This window comes from Streptomyces adustus (assembly GCF_009377175.1).
Taxonomy (GTDB): Bacteria; Actinomycetota; Actinomycetes; order Streptomycetales; family Streptomycetaceae; genus Streptomyces; species Streptomyces adustus.
In genome coordinates this window covers 1-18,600 of record NZ_VJZD01000039.1, presented here as the reverse complement: position 1 = coordinate 18,600, position 18,600 = coordinate 1, and the positions used below count along the sequence as shown (strand labels likewise).

The window sequence follows — 18,600 nt, the reverse complement described above, 5'->3', positions numbered from 1 at the left end:
CTTGCACCGATGGTGATAGCCGAGCCGCGGCAAGACCTTCCACCCTTCCATGCGGACATTTTGCTGTGAGTAACTCCACAGGGGGTCGAACCCGCCCGGGAGCGACGGCTGCGAGGGGTCAGCGGCGCCGTCGTCGCTCGGGGCAGTGGTGTCCGTGTACCCGCGCGGGCTCCTTCGACGACCTACGATGCACGGCCGCCGTCCGGGCCCCGGAATCGCACGTCACCGGGACTCCGGCCACCGACAGCGGACCCGGATCGTCGACCACATGGATCCCTGTGGTCTCGATGCGTCCCGCCATTCCCGCGCCGATCTCCGCGGCGGCCTCGACGGCCCACCCGGGAGTCGTAATCTTCACCTTCCACGATCTCCGGCTGCACGTGTTCTTCATATGCATGACGGCACCGTTTCGGACACGTCTCGAATTCGGTTCGCCGGGCAGTCCATTGCCGCGGAATTCCTTATCGGGATTGCACAGCATTCCGATCTCCGCGAGGGCGCGCGAACGGTTCGCGGTTCCCGGGCGGCGCGGCGGCGATCACGGCGGCGTTCACCCGGATGTGGTCTGTCGTACAGCCCGTCTCCATCCGTCTCCATGGTCAACGAACGGTAGACGGCGTTCCTGAGGGCATGCTGAGAGGAGCCTGGGACATGGATGAGTCCCAGGCTCCTCGCACACGGATCGCGGCCCCGGAAGGCCGGGGCCGCCCGCGTCGGGCGGGTCAGACGCGCCGCACGCCCGGCCTGCCGTCGTCGACCCGCAGGCGGGCCAGCGTCCGCGCCCGCGCCGTCGTCCGCAGGACCGTGTCGACCACCCTGACCTGCGCGTCGATGCGGTCGCGATGGATGTCGAAGAGGTGGTAGCCGCGGTGCGCGTCGACCAGCTTCCAGTGCGGGTTGTCGGGTTTGCGCGGATCCATGAAGGCGTGGAAGGCGGCCTGGTCCTGGTCGCCGCCGCTGGAGATCGAGGTGCCGACGAACTCGGCGCCGACGACGGCCGAGCGCGGATCGGCGAAGTTCCGCTTCAGATCGCTGATCATCGTGACGTGCCGGTCGCCGCTGAGCACGACCGGATTGCGTACGGTCGCGAACCGGGCGAGCAGTGCGTTGCGTTCGACCTGGTAGCCGTCCCAGGCGTCGTAGTACCACTGCTTGCCCGCGCCGATCAGCAGATCGGTCTCGGCCATCATGATCTGCGAGGCGACGAGGTTCCAGCTCGCCGGGGAATCGTGCAGCCCGTCGAGGAGCCACTTCTTCTGGGCGGCGCCGAGCATGGTGCGCGACGGGCTGCGGGCGCCCGCCTGACTGGTCGCCTGGTTGCTGCGGAACTGCCGGGTGTCCAGCACGTTGAGCCTGGCCAGGCGCCCGAAGTCCAGCCGGCGGTGCATCCGGATGTGCGGACCGTTCGGGACCGCGCTCGCCCGTACCGGCATGTGCTCGTAGTACGCCTGGTAGGCCGCGGTCAGCCGGGCGACGAACGCGGCGTGCGACTGCTTGTCGGGGTCCTGCGGGACCTGGCCGGCGAAGTCGTTGTCGACCTCGTGGTCGTCGAAGGTGACCACCCAGGGGGCGGCCGCGTGCATCGCCCGCAGGTCGGGGTCCCTGCGGTACTGGGCGTGACGGTTGCGGTACTGCACCAGGGTGTGCGGCTCCCCCGCGCCCTCGTGCCGTCGTACGCCCGTGGCCGACGGCGGGGACTCGTAGATGTAGTCGCCGACGAAGACGACGACGTCCGGATCCTGCGCCCGCATGTCGGCGTACGGCGTGAAGTAGCCCTGCTGCCAGTTCTGGCAGGAGGCGAGCGCCACCCGCAGCGGGCCGCGGCCGGTGGCGTCGGGCGCGGTGCGGGTGCGGCCGCGGGGCGAGATCTGGCCGTCGGCGCGGAAGCGGTACCAGTACGTACGGTCCGGGCGTAACCCCCGTACATCCACGTGAACGCTGTGTCCGTACGCGGGCTTCGCCTGCGCGGTGCCCCGGCGCACGCCCGTGGCGAAACGCGAGTCCTCCGAGATCTCCCACTGCACCGGCACGGTACGGGCCGGCATACCGCCGCCGTGCAGCGGGTCGGGGGCGAGCCTGGTCCACAGGACGATGCCGTCGGGCAGCGGGTCCCCGGAGGCGACTCCGAGGCTGAACAGTCCTGCGGGCAAATTGGGTTGGGCGGCACTGGCGGTGGCGGGCAGCCACAGCTGGGCGGCGGCCGCGGCGCCGAGCGCGGCGGCGCCGGCGGTCAACAGGCGGCGGCGGTCGGGCGATTCGGGTCCGGTCACTGGGGTCATGGGGCGAACTCCCCTGCCTCGCTGGCCTCTTGGTCGTTCGGAAGCTCCCACGGGCGGCCGGCCGGTCCGCTGAACAGCGGACTTCGCGTGCATGACAAGCGGACGGACAAGAAGGGACCCGTTGCCGGGTGGCGAAGGCGGGACGAACGCGCCCTTGCCGCAACGGGTCCCGGGGACTGCGGGTGGACAGTCCGGACGGTGGTGTCACCTCATGCCGGTGCCGTCCCGGAAGGCATCCGGAACGGCACCGTAAGAACTTCGCGAGAGTCCCGTAAGGACTCCGGAAGGGATTTAGAAGGGCTCGAAGTCGTCGAACTCGCGGGAGGCGTCGTCGCGCTCCGCGTCCCGGTCCCGGCGGCGCTGGGCCGCGGGCCTCGGCGCCTCGAAGCGGTGGTCCTCACCGCGTCGGCCGAGCATCTCCGCGCCGGCGGTGACCGACGGCTCCCAGTCGAAGACGACCGCGTTGTCCTCGGGGCCGATCGCGACGCCGTCGCCGGAGCGGGCGCCCGCCTTCATCAGCTCCGTCTCCACGCCGAGGCGGTTGAGCCGGTCGGCGAGGTAGCCCACGGCCTCGTCGTTGTTGAAGTCGGTCTGGCGCACCCAGCGCTCGGGCTTCTCGCCGCGCACGCGGAACAGGCCGTCCTCCTCCAGGGTGACGGTGAACCCGGCGTCGTCGACGGCCTTCGGCCGGATGACGATCCGCGTGGCCTCCTCCTTCGGCCGGGCGGCGCGCGCCTTCGCCACCAGGTCGGCGAGCGCGAACGACAGCTCCTTCAGCCCCATGTGCGCCACCGCGGACGCCTCGAAGACGCGGTAACCGCGCGCTTCGAGATCCGGGCGCACCATCTCGGCGAGGTCCTTGCCGTCCGGTACGTCGATCTTGTTCAGGACGACGATGCGCGGACGGTTGTCCAGCCCGCCGTACTGGCGCAGCTCCTCCTCGATGATGTCGAGGTCGGTGACCGGGTCGCGCTCGGACTCCAGCGTGGCCGTGTCCAGCACGTGCACCAGCACGCTGCACCGCTCCACGTGGCGCAGGAACTCAAGGCCGAGCCCCTTGCCCTGGCTGGCGCCGGGGATGAGGCCCGGGACGTCGGCGATCGTGTAGACGGTCGAGCCGGCGGTCACGACGCCCAGGTTCGGGACGAGGGTGGTGAACGGGTAGTCGGCGATCTTCGGCTTGGCGGCGCTCAGCACGGAGATCAGCGAGGACTTGCCCGCGCTCGGGTAGCCGACCAGCGCCACGTCGGCGACGGTCTTCAGCTCCAGGACGATGTCCCCGAGGTCGCCGGGCTCCCCCAGCAGCGCGAAGCCGGGCGCCTTGCGGCGGGCGGAGGCCAGCGCCGCGTTGCCGAGGCCACCGCGGCCGCCCTGGGCGGCGACGTAGGACGTTCCGTGTCCGACGAGGTCCGCGAGCACGTTGCCCGCCGCGTCCAGGACGACCGTGCCGTCCGGCACCGGCAGGACCAGGTCCTGGCCGTCCTTGCCGGAGCGGTTGCCGCCCTCGCCGGGCTTGCCGTTGGTGGCCTTGCGGTGCGGGGAGTGGTGGTACTCGAGGAGGGTGGTCACGGACTGGTCGACGGTGAGGATGACATCCCCGCCGCGTCCGCCGTTGCCGCCGTCCGGGCCGCCGAGCGGCTTGAACTTCTCCCGGTGTACGGAGGCACAGCCGTGGCCTCCGTTACCCGCGGCGACGTGCAGTTCGACGCGGTCCACGAAGGTGGTCATGGTGGGGTGCCTCCAGCACTTCGGTCTTACTTACGGTTTTCTTGCTGCCGGCCTGTGCGCTGCCGGTCTCTCTCCTGCGTAACACGCGAAAGGCGGACCCGCCTTCCCGAACGGGAAGTGAGGTCCGCCTCGCGAAAGCTTCCGATCAGGCGACCGGAACGATGTTCACGACCTTGCGGCCGCGGAACGTACCGAACTCCACCGCACCGGGCTGAAGCGCGAACAGCGTGTCGTCGCCGCCACGGCCGACGCCGGAGCCCGGGTGGAAGTGGGTGCCGCGCTGACGGACCAGGATCTCACCAGCGTTGACGACCTGACCGCCGAAGCGCTTCACGCCGAGCCGCTGGGCATTGGAGTCGCGACCGTTCCGGGTGGACGATGCGCCCTTCTTGTGTGCCATGTCTCCTCAGTCCCTTACTTCGCAGCCGCGGGGATCTCAGTGACCTTGATCGCCGTGTACTGCTGGCGGTGGCCCTGACGACGGCGGTAGCCGGTCTTGTTCTTGTAGCGAAGGATGTCGATCTTCACACCCTTGTGGTGGTCCACGACCTCGGCCTGGACCTTGATGCCGGCCAGCACCCACGGGTCGCTGGTCACAGCGTCGCCGTCGACAACGAGCAGGGTCGAGAGCTCGACCGTGTCGCCAACCTTGGCAGTGGAAATCTTGTCAACCTCAACGATGTCACCGACAGCAACCTTGTGCTGGCGGCCACCGCTGCGCACGATGGCGTACACGCGGATCTCACTCTCTCGCTCGGGAACGGCACCCCCGCAGTCCAGCCGCCCGGGAACGAACACGGGCGGCCTCTCCCGGCCACCGAAGCGCCCGAGAGGAAGAGGTTTACGGGGATGTGGCATGCCAGTCGACACGCCGACGGTCAAGGTTACGGGGCCCGGCTTGAGGGGTCAAACCGGGCCCCGTGCGCCTACCCGACGAGCGACTCCGCCACCCGCCGGTACCGCTCGGACCTCGCCTCGGCGAGCTCCCACAGGGCGGGCAGGCCGTGTGTCCGCAGCGGCTCCTCCGCCCCCCTGCCGGCAGGCCGCCTCGAAGTCCGCGAGCCGGGTGAAGGAGTCGATGCGGACATCGGAGGGCCGGGCGGCCGCCGCCCTCAGGGCGAAGTCCAGTCCCTGGGAAGGCGCCACCTGCTGATCCGGGCGGGTGAGGACGAGCGCAACGAACGCGATCTTCAGCCCCTTCCGGAAGAAGCCCATGCCCGGCAGGCCGTCCGGATATTCCATGCCCAGGTTCCAGTTCGCTGGCTGGCGCGGCCCCGGACGCCGTCGTCGAGCGCCAATGCCTCGACCGACGAAGCGGACAGCGCGAGCGAGAGCCCGAACACCGTCGCGACGACCGCCGATCTGGGCATGCGGCGGCTCAATGAGCGGCCACGAAAAAACATCGATCTGCTTCCTGCAGGAGGGACAGAACGAGTGTGCCGGGCCCATGAAGAGCCCGGCACACATCAGAAGCGACGCGATGTCACGTCAAGGGACGGCTGCTGTCAGCTCCGGCCGCTCGCCGGGTACCGCTGGTAGACGTCCGCCAGCCGCCCCAGTGCTTCGGCCATCCCGGCCCTGGCCGCCCGGTAGGAGGCGTCGGAGGGCAGCCCGGAGAGGGCTTCGAGGCGAGCGGCACGATCGCCTCCCGTTCGCTCGACAGCGGCGGCCTTCTCGCCGGCCAGGACCGCTCCCGCGGCGGCGAGCCCGGCCCACGCGGCCCGTACGCTCTCCCAGCTGTCATCCAGCCGTTCGAGCGCCTCCAGCATCGCTTCGCCGCCCAGAGCCTTGATCTCCCGAGGCGAGCCGAAGGCCGACCGGGACATCGCCATGAGCACGCGTCCCGTCTCGTACTGCACGGCGTCGTCGCACAGCCCGCTGGAGAGCAGTTCCCCGAGCAACGGGGTGCCCGGGGGCGCCACTCCTTCATGTCCGGTGTGTCCGGTCATCGCAAGGTCCTTCCTCATTCCATCAATTCCCGCCAATGGAGGCCGAACCGTCCCGCGAAGTCACGCAACCCGGTGGTTGCCAGGCCACCGGCGTCGCCCACCACTCTGCAGTGGGAGGCGCAACTGTTGGTGACCAGGTCGTACTTGCCGAGATCTCCCTTGCGCATCAGATCCAGTTGCGCACGCATGGCCGCGCGGGGGTTCGGGATTCGGACCGATATCGAGCTGACGTGCTCCAGGTCTCCTTGGTCGAACCGCGTGATCCACGTCTGGCTGTAGTCCTCGGAGTGCACCTGTTCCGTGTGCAGAGGCTTGAGCTTGCCGTCGTCGATCTCGACGCTGAAGTGCGGCGTGCCGCCCGGGTCGTCCGGATCGGCCCACTTGTGCAGCGTCATCGTTCCGCAGTTGTGCACCAGCAGTGGCGTCACGTCCGCGAGCACGTAGTACGCGTGGATGCCCGTGATCGTCAGGTCGTGCGTGCGCTGGCGCTCCTCGAAGTGGCGGTTGGCCGCGAGTTCGACCGTGTCGCCGGCCGGGGTGCGCAGCTTCATGCCGGGCTTCAGGTCGCCGGCCTTGATCCACGCCTGCTCGGACTCCACCCAGAAGGGGTGGGTCGTCGTGGCGACCAGCTTCGCTTCCCTGCCCGAGGCGGTCTTCACCATGAGGTCGGAGAAGCTCTTGTCGTCCTCGGTGACGATGGTGCCCGCGACCTCACGGACCGTCGTCCGGCCCGTCTTCGGGTCCGTCGTGGCGACCTTGTCGCCGAGCGCGATCTTCTCGATCGGCTTGGTCGTGCCGTCGGCCAGCAGCACCTTCGTGCCGGGCAGGAAGCTGTGGCACTCCGTCTTCGACTTCTTGAGTGCCGCCGCCGCCTTCTTCCTGGCTGCCGCCAGTTTCTCGGCCGCCTTGGCCAGGCCGACTCTCGCCTTGCCCACTGCCTTGCTGGCGTTCCACAGGCCCTTGACGCTGCCGACCAGGTCCTTGACCAGGCCGGTGACCCGCTTCACGAGCCTGAGGCCCTTGGCCCACTTCCACGGCGCGCCGTACTTGGCGAGGATCTTGCCCGCCAGGCCGCCCGCGAAGGAGCCGGCGATGTTGAGCAGGGTCTCGCCGCAGGAACCGAGGTCACCGGTGGAGATGCAGTCCAGGGCGGCGTCCACCCCGAGGATGTCCCGGGCGATCTTGACCAGCGCCTTGCCCGCGGACTTGATCCGCTGCTTGGCGCTCGCCTGCTGCTGCTCCGCCGCCGCCACATCGCTGGACGCCTTGCTCTGATCCGACTGCGCCTTCACGACGTCCGGGTCGGTGTTCGTGACGGGCACGCCGCCACGGCACTCGATCAGGCCCTCCCGGCACTCCGGGACGATCATGCCGCTGGGGTCGGCGTGGGTGACCGGGGAGTTGTTGGCGTAGGCGTAGCCGTTGATCTGCTGCGGCTGGGTGTAGTCGATGACCGGGTCGACCGAGATGAACTTGCCGATCGTCGCGTCGTACTCCCGCGCGCCCAGGTGGGTGAGGCCGGTCGAGGCGTCGATCGTGCCTCCGACATAGCCCTTCTCCCCCGGCCAGGTGCCGGTCTCCGCGCCGCGTGCGACGCCGAAGGGGTCGTAGCGCCGCTGGGAGACCGCCCCGGTGGCGGAGTCGATCGCCAGCTCGCTCGTGCCGTGGTGGTCGGCGGTGAGGAAGGACAGTTTCGCGGCGGTCCGGACCGCGACGGTCTCTCCGGCGTACTCGTAGTAGCGGGTGGCCTCCGTCTTGGTGCCGTCGGCCGACAGCTTCAGTTCCGTGCCGGGAAGGTAGACGGTGGTGCCGGAGGGGTCCTTGCGCTGCACCCGGTTGCCGGTCGCGTCGTACAGGTAACCGGTCTCCGAGCCAGACGCCTCGGTGACCTTGTTCAGCGCGCCGGAGTCGTCCCATTTGAGGACCTGGGCGTTGCCTCCGATGGTGCGCTTGGTGGTGTTGCCCGCGTCGTCGTACTCGTACGTCGACTGCCGGTCCCCGGTCGGGGTGTTCTCGGTGACCTTGGTGACCTGGTGCGGTCCGTCGCCGAGGGCGCCCGCGCCGCCGTACTCGTAGCTGCGCGTGACGTTCTTGCCCGCGTTCAGGCCGGTGTCGTGGTTGACCTCGGTGACGCGGTTGCCGATGGCGTCGGTCTCGTACGACTTCCAGTACGGGGCGGGGCCGCCCAGCGCGCTCGAACCCGCCGCCGAGTCACAGGCCGTGGGGCCGGTGCCGTCCAGCGGGGCGGTGGAACCACGGGTGCCGGAGCCGGCCGCGGTCGCCGCGGTCGCCGACGGGGTCCAGGCATCACTCAGCCGCTGCCGGCTGTCGTAGGCGAAGCACTGCACGTCCGGCGAGGCGGTGTTCGCCGCGTCCGCGATGGACAGGACGTTGCCCGCCTGGTCGTAGGAGTACGTCGACTCCTTGACCGGAGTGGTCGCGCCGTAGACGTCCACCACCGAGCGGGTCAGCCGGCCCGTGCCCGTCTCGTAGTCGTAGGTCTGCCAGACCTTCTTGCCGCTTCCGCCCGTCGACAGCTCCAGCTGCTTGAGGAGGCTGTTCTTGTCGTAGACGGTGTCGGTGACGTACGAGGTGCTGCCCGTCATGGTCTTCGGGCGCTGCAACGTGTCGTACGTGTAGGTGACCGCCTCCGACGGCAGGTCTGCCATGGCGGGCAGGCCGGTGGTCTGGAGCGTTCCGTCCCGGTTGTACGTGGAGGTGTAGACGTAGGTGCCGGCCAGGGCTCCTTGGGATGCGGGGACCTGGTATCCGGTCTTCAGCGGACGGTAGAACTCGTCCATCGACTGGATGGCCGTGGCGAAGTATTCGGTCGGCGATATGTAGCTGAGGGTGCCGTAGGCCTGCCCCAGCCAGCCGGCCTTGTCGTACTTCGTCTCCGTCAGCTTGGTACCGGTGTCGGCGTCGCCCTGCCAGGTCGTGGTGACCCGGCCGAGTTTGTCGTAGACCGTGGTCGTCTTCTTGTTCCGGCCGTCGTACGAGACGACCGGCCGGTCCAGTTCGTCGTACTCGGTGCGCGAGGTGCCCGCGTCGGGGTCGATCGACTTGGTCTTGCGCCCGAGCTGGTCGTACTCGTAACGCCAGACGTTGTTCTTGGCGTCGGTGACCGTCTCCAGCAGACCGGCCGTGTTGTAGGTGTACTTCGTCGAGTCGTACGGCACGCCCGCGTTCGGCGAGGCGCCGCGGTGGTGACGGATCTCGGAGACGTTGCCCTGGTCATCGGTGATCGTCGTGGTGGGCACTCCGCCGACCGGTGGGTCGACACGGGTGATCTCGCCGTCGTAGGCGGTCGTGGTGCGCCACTGCTCGACACCCGAGACCGCGAAGATCTGGGCGGTGGTACGTCCCAGGCCGTCGTACTCGAGCAGGCTCTGCTCGCCGACCTCGCCGTTGTGCACGAGCAGCAGCTCGTCCGAGGCCGCACCGGCCGCGTTGTAGGTCGCGTTGGTCTTCTTGACGTTGCCGGTGGCGTCGTACCAGGTGTCGGCGGACATGCGGGTGCCGTCGGGGCCCTCGGTCTGGATCTGCCGAGGCCTGAGCATGCTGTCGTAGAGCTGGTACTCGGCGCCGTAGGAGCCGTCGTTCTCGATCTTCTCGGTCTTGATCGAGGTGACCTTGTCCTTACGGACGTTGTAGGAGTACTTGATGCTCGGCGTCTGCGTGCTCGCCCGGTCCGCCAGCCAGACGGAGGTCAGCCGGCCCAGACCGTCGTAGGCCAGGTCGGTGCGCTTGCCGTTGGGGTCGGTCTGGCCAGTCGACATCCCCCAGGCCTGGGCGTAGTCGGTGACGGTGTTGTGGCCGAGGGCGTTGGTGACCGTGGTCTTGGACAGCAGGCCGTTGGTCTCGGCGTAGACGGTCTTCGTCTGGTCCGTGGTGCCGTACTGCTTGGCGTCCTTCTGGGTCAGCGGACGACCGTAGGAGTCGTAGGTCGTGGCGCCCGTGACCTGGTACGTCGCCGTCGTCCCGTCGTGCGCGGTCAGCCGCTCCGTCTTGGTCGCGTCACCCTTGGTGGGCGCCGCCCCGAACGCACCGCCGTCGTACGAGGTGCGCTCGTCGCCGAGGACCTGCGTCTTGCGGTCGGGTGTAGTGGCGCACTTGACCGACACGACCTCGCTGCGTGCGGGCAGCGAGAGGATGTTCTTCGCCGTGTTGTCCGCGTACGTGGTGCGGGTGCAGGTGTCGTCCTTGGTGGTGGAGACGTCACCCTGGTCGTCGACGCTCAGCACCCGGCCGGTGCCGTTGGAGGTGTCGTACGTCGTGGTGGACTTCGTCTCGCTCCAGGAACCGTCGGACTTCAGGCTGAAGCCACGGCCCGTCTGGGTGCGCACGATCGCCGCGTGAGTGGTGTCCCAGCTCTTGGTCTGGGTGGCCGTGTAGTACTTCCACGGCGTGTTGATCGTCCTGCCGACGAGCTTGTCCCCGTCGTAGGTGACCGTCTCCAGCTCCTGGCCGGTGAACTCCTCCTCGTCGGTGTACGAGGCTCCGGTGGAGTCCTTGACCGTCACCGAACGAGTCTTTCCGTCGGCGTCCTTGTCGCCGTCCATGCCCTGCATGAACGTGTGGTCGACGCGGGTGGTCTGCTGGTCGGCGGAGCCGCTGGTGACCTTGACCTTGCCGTAGCCCTGCCAGCCGCCCCAGGTCAGGTACTTGTCGTCGGTGATGCCGTCCGGCTTCGCCTTACGCCAGGCCGCGTCGCCCTGGTAGTCGTAGCGGGTGACCATGCCGTCGCTGCCGCCGGTGCGATCGGTCTCGATGATCGCCGACACGACGTACTTGTGGAACCAGTCCGTGATCGGGTCGATGTAGCCCGGCGGGGCCCACTTCACGGGGTAGCAGCGCTTGGTCGACTCACCCGGCCTGGGCAGCGTCGCCTTGGTGCAGTCGGTGGGCGCGTAGTTCACGTCCAGCTGCGCGCCGGTCTCGCTGAGCACCATCGACAGCCGGAAGCGGTAGAACGGCGCGATGTTGTCGCCGATCGCGTCCACCCGGTTGGCGAGCTGCTCGCCGAAGAGGTCCACGCTGGGGAGCTTGACCGCCGTGCCGACCCGGCCCTCGTTCTCGATCTTCGACAGCCACAGAGTCTTGGAGTCGTCACCGTTGTCGGTGAACAGGTGCGTGAAGCTCCAGGCGTCCACGTCCTGGTAGTTCGTGGCGTCCTTGCGCATCTGCGTGACGACCGAAGTCAGCCGCTTCGTGGTGAAGAACGTCGTGACCGGTGAGGTGCACTTGGTGGCTGACTTGCACTCCTGGTCGATCGGCACGTCCGGCCAGTAGGCGGCGTTCGCCTTGGTGCGCTTGCTCTCCGCGCAGTCGAAGTCCGCGGTGGGCAGGCAGCGCTCGGCCGTGTTGAACACGACCCGGGCCGGGGCCTTCGCCGCGTAGACCTTGCCGTCCTGCTGGCCGTAGTCGATGCGCTTCAGGTAGCCGCCGCGGTGGTACGCGGTGCCGTTGACGTCCGTCTTGGCGTTCAGCGCGTAGTAGTTCGTCTCGCGGTCGTAGAAGTAGGACATCACGTTGCCGTGCGTGTCCTTGACGTAGTCCAGGCTCCACCGCCACGCCTGCTGGCAGTACGCGCTGGCGAAGGTGGCGTTGTAGCACGGCTCACCGGAGTCGTCACCGAAGACCGGCGCCGTCCAGACCGAGTTGGTCTCCTCGTTGCCCGTGGCCCAGCCCGGCAGACGGTTCAGACCGAAGTAGTACTCGATGCCTTCGGGGGTGGTGACCTTCCAGTGCTCGCCCTTGTCACCCGTGCCGCCGTCGTCACCGTTGGTGGCGCCGGTCAGCTTCTCGACCTTGGTGCCGTCGTCGGCCGACATGTGCCACTCACCGGTGGTGTCGTCCTTGACCAGCTCCCCGGACGAGCCGTTGAGCATGATCGTGGCGTTGTCGAACGCCCAGCACTGCTCCCCCGAACCGGAGTGGCCGTCGTCCGCGCACGGCTTGTAGCGGCGCTCGATGTAACCCGGGTCGTAGGAGAAACCCTCACCCAGCCAGGAACCCTGGTTGTTCGTCGCCGAGGTGCGGCCGTCCGCCGACTGGGACGAGTAGCCGAGACCGACCGTGGGGACGAGACCGCCCGGGGTGGGAACCGTACGCAGCGGGTAGTTCCAGTTGAACCCGCCGGAGGAGGTGGCGACGCTCCAGCTGGCCGACGGTGACAGTGCCGTCGCCTTGTACGTGCCCTGCGCGCTCGACGGGCCGGCGGCGAGGGCGACCAGGGAGGTCGCGGTGGCCGCCATCGTGGAGGCACCCTCGACGGGGGCCGGGGCAGCGGTCACATCGGCCGAGACGGTGCCCGTCTTCACGTCGTTGACCGTGGGCAGCACCTTGGGCTGCTCCGGGCAGGCCTTGCTGCCGGGTGTCGCGACCGTGGCGCAGGCCGGAAGCTGGACCAGCCGCAGGCGCGAGGCGTAGGAGCCGCCGAAGCCTTCCGCGAACTCCGAGTAGTCCACCGTCAGACGGACCTTGGCGGATTCGCCTTCGCCGTCGGCCCGCTGCACGCCGAGCAGCACACCGGCACCCAGCTGGGCGGCACGCTTCGGATCGAGGACGTCGACCCGGACCTTGTCGGCCGCCTGCGCCGCCCTGGCCTTCGCCCTGGCCTTCGCCTCGGACTTCGCCGCGGTGACCTTGACCGGCAGACCGCCGGCCGCCGCGGTGGCCCCGAGCTTCACCTCGGCGCCGCCCTGCTTGGGCCACACCGCCTTGTCGAGCCCCTTGACCGCGGCCTTGCGCGCCGGGTCGTCGGAGGGGCGGGACTTCGCTCTCGCGTCGGACCCCTTGGCGGGATCCCCGTCGTCCTGGACGCCGGGGCGGCTGGTGCGGCCCCGGGCGCCGTCGTCGAGCGCCAATGCCTGGACCGACGATGCGGACAGTGCGAGCGAGAGCCCGAGCACTGTCGCGACGACCGCCGATCTGGGCATGCGGCGGCTCAATGAGCGGCCACGGAAGAACATCGAACAACTCCCTGGTCGGAGGAAAAAGGCATGGGGAAGGGTGTGCCGGGCCCGTCGGGGCCCGGCACACGGAGGGATGGGGGTTCGGTTACATGTCCGGCAGTGCCGTCAGTGAGGCCATCTGCTGCACCGCGACCGGGTCGGCCGCGCCGCTGTAGACGCGGACCTCGTCGATCGCGCCGGCGAAGTACTCGCTCGCCCCGCGCAGCGAACGGCCCACCTGGAGGCCGCCGGTGGCGGTCCACCGGGTGTCGTCCTTGCCGTAGGCGCCGGCGACGAGCTGGCCCTCGACGTAGAGGCGGATCGAGTTGGCGAAGGCGTCGTAGACCACCGCGAGGTGCTGGCCGGAGCCGCCGGTGTCGGGCAGTTCCTGGTCGTCGGTGAAGGTGACGATCTCGGGGGCGGTCACGTCGGTCCTGGCGACGGCCAGCTCCCACTGGCCGGTGGCCGCCTGGTAGCGGACCTGGACGCGGTTGGCGTTGGCGCCCGGCAGGGACAGCACCGTCTGCGACTTCTCCGGGTCCAGCGAGGTGAGCTGGGCGCGGGCGGTCACGGTGAAGCTGCTGTTGCCGGGGACCGGGGCGGTGGCGGTGGACGCGTAGTCCCCGTCGCCGTCCAGGACCAGGTTGCCGTCGCCGACCAGGGCCGCCGTGTCGAACAGCGGGTCGGCCGGGCGGTAGATGGAGGCGTTGCCCGCGAGGGTCAGTGCCTGGCCGCCGCCGGTCTCGGCCGCCGCGCCGCTCGTGGCCGTGTCGAGCTGCCAGTAGCCCTTGCGCTCCGGCTTGACGGTCATCAGCTCGGCGACCTGGGCGGCCGGGAGCACCCGGTCGAAGACCCGGACCTCGGCGAGGTCACCGGTGAAGTTGTCGCGGTAGCCGCTCCTGGCCGTGGTGCGGCCGATCTGGAGCGGGCCGTACGACTTCCAGCTGGAGCGTCGGCCGGCGGAGCCCTTCAGGTCCTTGTTGATGTAGAGCTGGAGCAGCGGGCCGTCGGTCTTCTGCGCGTCGTACACGCCGGTCAGGAGCACCCACTGGTCCTTGACCACGGAGATTCCGGTGGAGACGGCCTTCCACTCGCCGAGCGAGTCCACGTCGTTGACCGGGACGGAGAACTTCCAGGTCGCCGCGGAGGCGTCGTAGCCGAGGAAGAAGCCGGGCTCGCCGGTGCCGTCCTGGCTGACCACGGTCATGTTCCGGTCCAGTGCGGTGGGCCGGACCCAGGCGCTGACGCTGAAGCTCCTGGTGGTGTCGAGCACGGTCTCGTCGGCGTCGAGGTAGGAGTCGGCGGTGCCGTCGAAGTGCGCCGCCTTGTCGGCCTTGCCGCCGGGGCCGTCCGCGCCGAAGGCGACGGCGCTGCCCGCGGTCGCCGAGAACTCGCCGCTCTCGTCGTGCGCCTCTGTGTCGCCCGTCTGGTCGGCGAGGTTCCACTGGGCGACGACCGGTTTGCCCTCGCTCACGAGGAACTCGTAGTGCGCCCTGGTGCTGGGGTTCTCCGCCTTGTCGACGGCGACGACGTCCACCCAGTGCCGGCCCGACCGGGTCGGCATCCAGGTCGTGGAGACGGAGCCTCCCGCCGCGGACGGGGTGAGGACGGTCGCCGGGCTCGCGGTGCTGTCGAAGGCGTACCGGTACTTGACGACGTCGGTGTCCGGGATGGAGTCGTTCGGGTTGGGCGCGAAGGTGAAGGTGCCGTAGGTGCCCACGCCGTCGTGGTAGACGGTGTCGGACGGGTACTGCTTGGACAGCACGTTCGGCTTGCCGGGCATGGTCTTGTCGTAGATGAACTCGCAGCGCTGCGGAGTGTCGCCCTCGTAGCTCCACGGGCCGTTGCCGTCACCGTCGTTGGCCCGGGCGCTCCAGTAGATGACGGTGTTCTGCGGGATGGACGACTTGACGGTGTGCGTGAACCGGGTGTTGGCGGTCGGGGAGAGCCAGTCCGGGGTGGTGTAGCTGTAGGACTTGGCCTCCTTGGTGGTGGGGTCGGTCCACTCCACCTTGAACTCGACCTTCACCTTGTCGGTCTGGCCGTTGCCGTGGTCGGGGTCGCTCGCGATGGCCTGGAGCTTGGGCGGGACCTCGGTGTACTCGCGGCTCGCACCCCACTTGCACAGGCCACCGGGGTCGGTGGACATGTCGCTCGTCTTGATCTGTCGCGGCAGGTTGTTGTACTTGACCGACAGGTAGGCGTTGCCGCAGATCCGCTTCCACTCGGCGAAGCGGGACTCGTCGGAGGCGCGCAGGCCCAGCGTCATCGAGTTCCAGCCGTCGGCGGCGGCCGTCTTGATCTCGCTGGTCAGCTCGCCGGTCGCGCCGCTCTCGAAGTTCAGGTTGGCCTGGCTGGAGCAGGAGGTCGGGGAGATCGCCTTGTCGACGGTCTGGAGGTAGTCGACCCAGTCGCCGTTGGTGTTGGACCAGTTGCTGGACGAATTGATCGTGTAGTTCTTGCCGCCGACCCGGTAGAGCTTGATGGGCTCCGCGGTCGGGGTGGCGCTGTAGATGAACTCGACCCGGGCGGAGAAGGTCGCGCCGAGGATCTGCTTCCCCTTGTAGAAGGAGAGCGGCATCGTGAACAGCACGCGCCGGGTGCCGACCCCGTTGCAGGAGACCGGGTTGTAGTCGGTGGGGCACTTGCCGACGCCCGCGCTGCCGGAGTACTTCCAGTCCTGCTCGCTCGGCATGCCGGACATGACGCCGGTCCAGGCGGTGCGCGAGGTGGTGCGCTGGATCGGGTCGATGACGACGGGGAAGACGGTGTCCGCGCCCTTGAGGAGCTTCTGGTCGGGGACCAGGCTCAGCTTGCCCTTACCCACCTCGACGTCCAGCGGGGCGACCCGTCCGCCGCCGCCGGGGCCTTCGAGGGCGGGCTCGGGGGCGGCCGGGGTGCCGGGCGCGTCGGCGGCCGCGGCGGTCAGTGCCTTGGCTACGGCCTTGGGGCCCTGCTTGGCGGCGGCGGTCTCCCGGACGGCGGCCGAGTCCCACATCGCGGGCTTGCCGGCCTCGAAGACGGTGCCGCCGACCTCGGCGTCCTTCGCGACGATCGCGCCGGAGGAGTCCTCCGTCACCTTCAGGCCGTCGGTGGTCATGCCCAGGTCGAGCCGGGCCAGCCTGGGGTCGTCCGCCGCCTCGGGCGTCTTGACGACCAGCAGATGGCCGAAGCCGTCGGCCTCGGCGCGCACGGTCAGGTCGACGCCGGGCAGGGCGTCGGCGTAGGTGGCCGTGTCGCCGTCGACGGTCGGCGCGGGCAGCTTGCCGTACGGCCAGGTCAGGGCGAACTCGCGGCCCGCCCGCTGCATCGTCACGAACGGCTCGCCCGCCTGACCGGCGGAGAAGGCCAGGTCGACGGTGGCGGCCTTGGGGCTCCAGCTCCCGTCGGACCGCTTCACCAGTGTCGGGTCGATGTCGACCCACTTGCCGCCCTGGACCGTACGGACGGGCTCGGTGTACTCGCGGGCCGTGAAGGTGCCGTCGGGCTCGGCGAAGATCTCCCTGCGCTCGGTGCGCAGTCCGACGACCTCGGTCTTCCTGCCGCTGTCCTGCGCGGCGGCCATGGCCTGCTGCTCGGTCTGCATGGGCTGGTCGGCGGCGACCGGCGTCTGGGTCGCGCGGGTGCCGCCGCCCGGCAGGACCGCCAGGGTGCCCGCCACCACCGCGCCGGTGACGGCCGCGGCGACGGCGGCACGCAGCACCGGGCCGCGCCGTATCGGTCTGTGTCTGTCTGCGGACACGCGTCCACTCTCCAGTCGGGTCATGTCTGTGTCGGAAGTCCGGGAAGCCCGGGAAGACGGGAAGGCCGACGCGGCCGTCGGACGTCCGGGGTCCGTCGGACGTCCGAGGTCCGTCGGACCCGCGGGCCCAGGGGCCGTGCGGGTCCGGCGGACGTACGGGCCCGACGGCCGTACGAGAGGTCAGCGGACGGTCGTCCCGAAGGCGACGCCGGTCGCCGGGATGCCGCCCTCGCCGGGCTTGAACGTCTGGGTCGGCGCACCGCCCGAGGCGACGCCCCAGGGGAATCCGTAGACCGCCTGTCCCGCGGCCGGGCCGTAGGGCGTACCCACGTACAGCAGGGAGGGAGTGGCCGCCAGCGAGAGGCCGGTGAGCATGCGCGGCGCGGGGCCGGACGGGATGCCGGAGCCGGGTTCGAGCCACTGGTCGGAGGCACCGGGCGCGCCCACCAGCGGGACGATCTGGACGCCGCCCTGCTCGGGGTTGTCCTCGGACGACTCCTCGCCGGGCACGCCGATCGCGAGCCGGGTGTTCGTACCGGTGGAGGTGGCGTTCGGGGAGGTGTTGACGGCGGCGAGCCGTCGGCCGAAGAAGTCGCCGGCCTCCGCCTCCTGGTCCACGTCCGCGGTGTTCTGGTCGATCCAGGCGGTCTCGGTGAAGGTGCCGTTCGCGGCGAGCCGGAAGACCTGGACGGCGCCCGCGTCGACGGTGGTCGACAGGTCCTCGCCGGGGACACCGACCGCGAGCAGCGACTCGGTGGTGGAGGTGGCGCCCGCGGCCCGGTAGGGGACCATGGCGAGCGCGGCGCCGAACTGGTCGCCGACCTCCTCGGCCCCGCTGATCGCGTCCTGGTCCTGGCCGAGTCCGCCGAGCGGCTTCGGGTAACCGGAGGTGAGGGTGTGACTGAAGTAGGCCACGCCGCCCGCGAAGGTCGTGGTGCCGAGCGCCTCGCCGGGGGTGCCGACCGCGAAGTGGGTCGGGGTCGCGGCGAGCGTGGAGCCGAAGCGGTCGTCCTGTTCGGCGACTCCGGGGACGGCGCCGCCGGTCTCGGTGTTCTGGGTGATGCCGACGACCGTCAGAGCGGTGCCGCTCACGTAGTAGAAGTCGCCCGCGTCCTCGACGGTGCCGATGGATTCGCCGGGGCCACCGATCAGCAGGTACGGGGTGCCGGCGGAGGTCTTCCCGGCGGCGACCGCGTAGCCGACCCAGTCATCGGTCTCCGGGGTTCCGCCGAGGGGCTTGTCGCTGCCCTGGAGGAACTCGGTCACGGCCTTGGTGCCGCTGCCCAGGCCGGCCGGAGCGCCGTAGATCACCTGGACCAGACCGGAGTCGGGCACGGTGCCGATGTCCTCGTACGGGGAGCCGACCACCAGGTCGCTGCATCCGTCGAGGTCGGCGTCGTAGACGGCCAGGGAGTAGCCGTACTGGTCGCCCGTCTCGGGGGCGCCGGGGATGCCGTCGGTGGCCTGCGAGAGGGCGAGGGTGCCCTTGCCGCCGCCGTAGACGACGTGCACGAGGCCCGCCTTCGCCATTCCGTCGACGGTCGCCTCCGGGTCGGCGATCGCCGTGTCCCGGATGCCGTCGCCGTTGAAGTCGGACTCGACTCCGGACGGGCACGCGACGGCGGCAGCGGCTGGTGTTCCGCCTAAGCCCACCCCAAAGACAAGTAATGCACCTGTCACGAAAGTGACAGCACTGCGCCGCCACGTCTTCCCTGCTTCGAACACAGATCACCCGCAGCTAAAGAGGGTCTAAAGAAGGTCAAGGAATCTTTTCTTCACGTGAAGTGCACATGCAATACCGGCCAGCTTTCCCCATCCATGACATGAATCACAGGCGCCCCATGTGTAACTCACAGATCCCGCTTGGCAGTTGACGTACGAGCCTGCCGGCGCGCGCGGACACACCCGGCACGCCCCGTCGAGGCCCGCCCGGCACCGTCCCTGCC

Annotated in this window: 8 protein-coding genes; all 8 read right to left on the bottom strand. The window is 69.6% G+C overall.

The annotated features are described in order from the left end of the window. Positions 1–722 precede the first annotated feature (722 nt). Positions 723–2,279, bottom strand: coding sequence for an alkaline phosphatase D family protein (locus tag FNH09_RS12555; protein ID WP_152887187.1), 1,557 nt, complete (start codon positions 2,277–2,279; stop codon positions 723–725). A gap of 291 nt (positions 2,280–2,570) precedes the next feature. After that, positions 2,571–4,007 (bottom strand): GTPase ObgE, encoded by a 1,437-nt coding sequence (obgE, locus tag FNH09_RS12550; RefSeq protein WP_152887185.1) that lies wholly within the window; start codon positions 4,005–4,007, stop codon positions 2,571–2,573. Positions 4,008–4,152: 145 nt separating this feature from the next. Beyond that, the gene (rpmA, locus tag FNH09_RS12545; protein WP_040253648.1) at positions 4,153–4,407 is read right to left on the bottom strand and encodes a 50S ribosomal protein L27; all 255 of its coding nucleotides are present in this window, start codon (positions 4,405–4,407) and stop codon (positions 4,153–4,155) included. Positions 4,408–4,421: 14 nt separating this feature from the next. Further along, a complete protein-coding gene (gene rplU / locus FNH09_RS12540) occupies positions 4,422–4,742 on the bottom strand; it encodes a 50S ribosomal protein L21 (protein WP_007381993.1) in 321 nt (106 codons plus the stop codon). A 770-nt stretch (positions 4,743–5,512) separates the two neighbouring features. Continuing rightward, positions 5,513–5,956: a hypothetical protein gene (locus tag FNH09_RS12535; RefSeq protein WP_152887183.1), complete on the bottom strand. Its 444-nt coding sequence runs from the start codon at positions 5,954–5,956 to the stop codon at positions 5,513–5,515. Positions 5,957–5,970: 14 nt separating this feature from the next. Next, a complete protein-coding gene (locus tag FNH09_RS12530; protein ID WP_238426635.1) occupies positions 5,971–12,897 on the bottom strand; it encodes an RHS repeat-associated core domain-containing protein in 6,927 nt (2,308 codons plus the stop codon). 121 nt (positions 12,898–13,018) lie between these two features. Then, positions 13,019–16,654 (bottom strand): LamG-like jellyroll fold domain-containing protein, encoded by a 3,636-nt coding sequence (locus FNH09_RS49790; protein WP_152887181.1) that lies wholly within the window; start codon positions 16,652–16,654, stop codon positions 13,019–13,021. A 180-nt stretch (positions 16,655–16,834) separates the two neighbouring features. Beyond that, positions 16,835–18,307 carry a VCBS repeat-containing protein gene (locus FNH09_RS12520; RefSeq protein ID WP_162468484.1) on the bottom strand — a complete coding sequence of 491 codons (1,473 nt, stop codon included), beginning with the start codon at positions 18,305–18,307 and terminating at the stop codon, positions 16,835–16,837. Between the last annotated feature and the right edge of the window lie 293 nt (positions 18,308–18,600).

What these genes read in the sequence shown, in the direction of transcription:
- obgE (WP_152887185.1), bottom strand. Translation starts at nt 4,007, where the DNA reads ATGACCACCTTCGTGGACCGCGTCGAACTGCACGTCGCCGCGGGTAAC.
- FNH09_RS12535 (WP_152887183.1), bottom strand. Translation starts at nt 5,956, where the DNA reads ATGACCGGACACACCGGACATGAAGGAGTGGCGCCCCCGGGCACCCCG.
- FNH09_RS12530 (WP_238426635.1), bottom strand. Translation starts at nt 12,897, where the DNA reads ATGCCCAGATCGGCGGTCGTCGCGACAGTGCTCGGGCTCTCGCTCGCA.
- FNH09_RS12555 (WP_152887187.1), bottom strand. Translation starts at nt 2,279, where the DNA reads ATGACCCCAGTGACCGGACCCGAATCGCCCGACCGCCGCCGCCTGTTG.
- rpmA (WP_040253648.1), bottom strand. Translation starts at nt 4,407, where the DNA reads ATGGCACACAAGAAGGGCGCATCGTCCACCCGGAACGGTCGCGACTCC.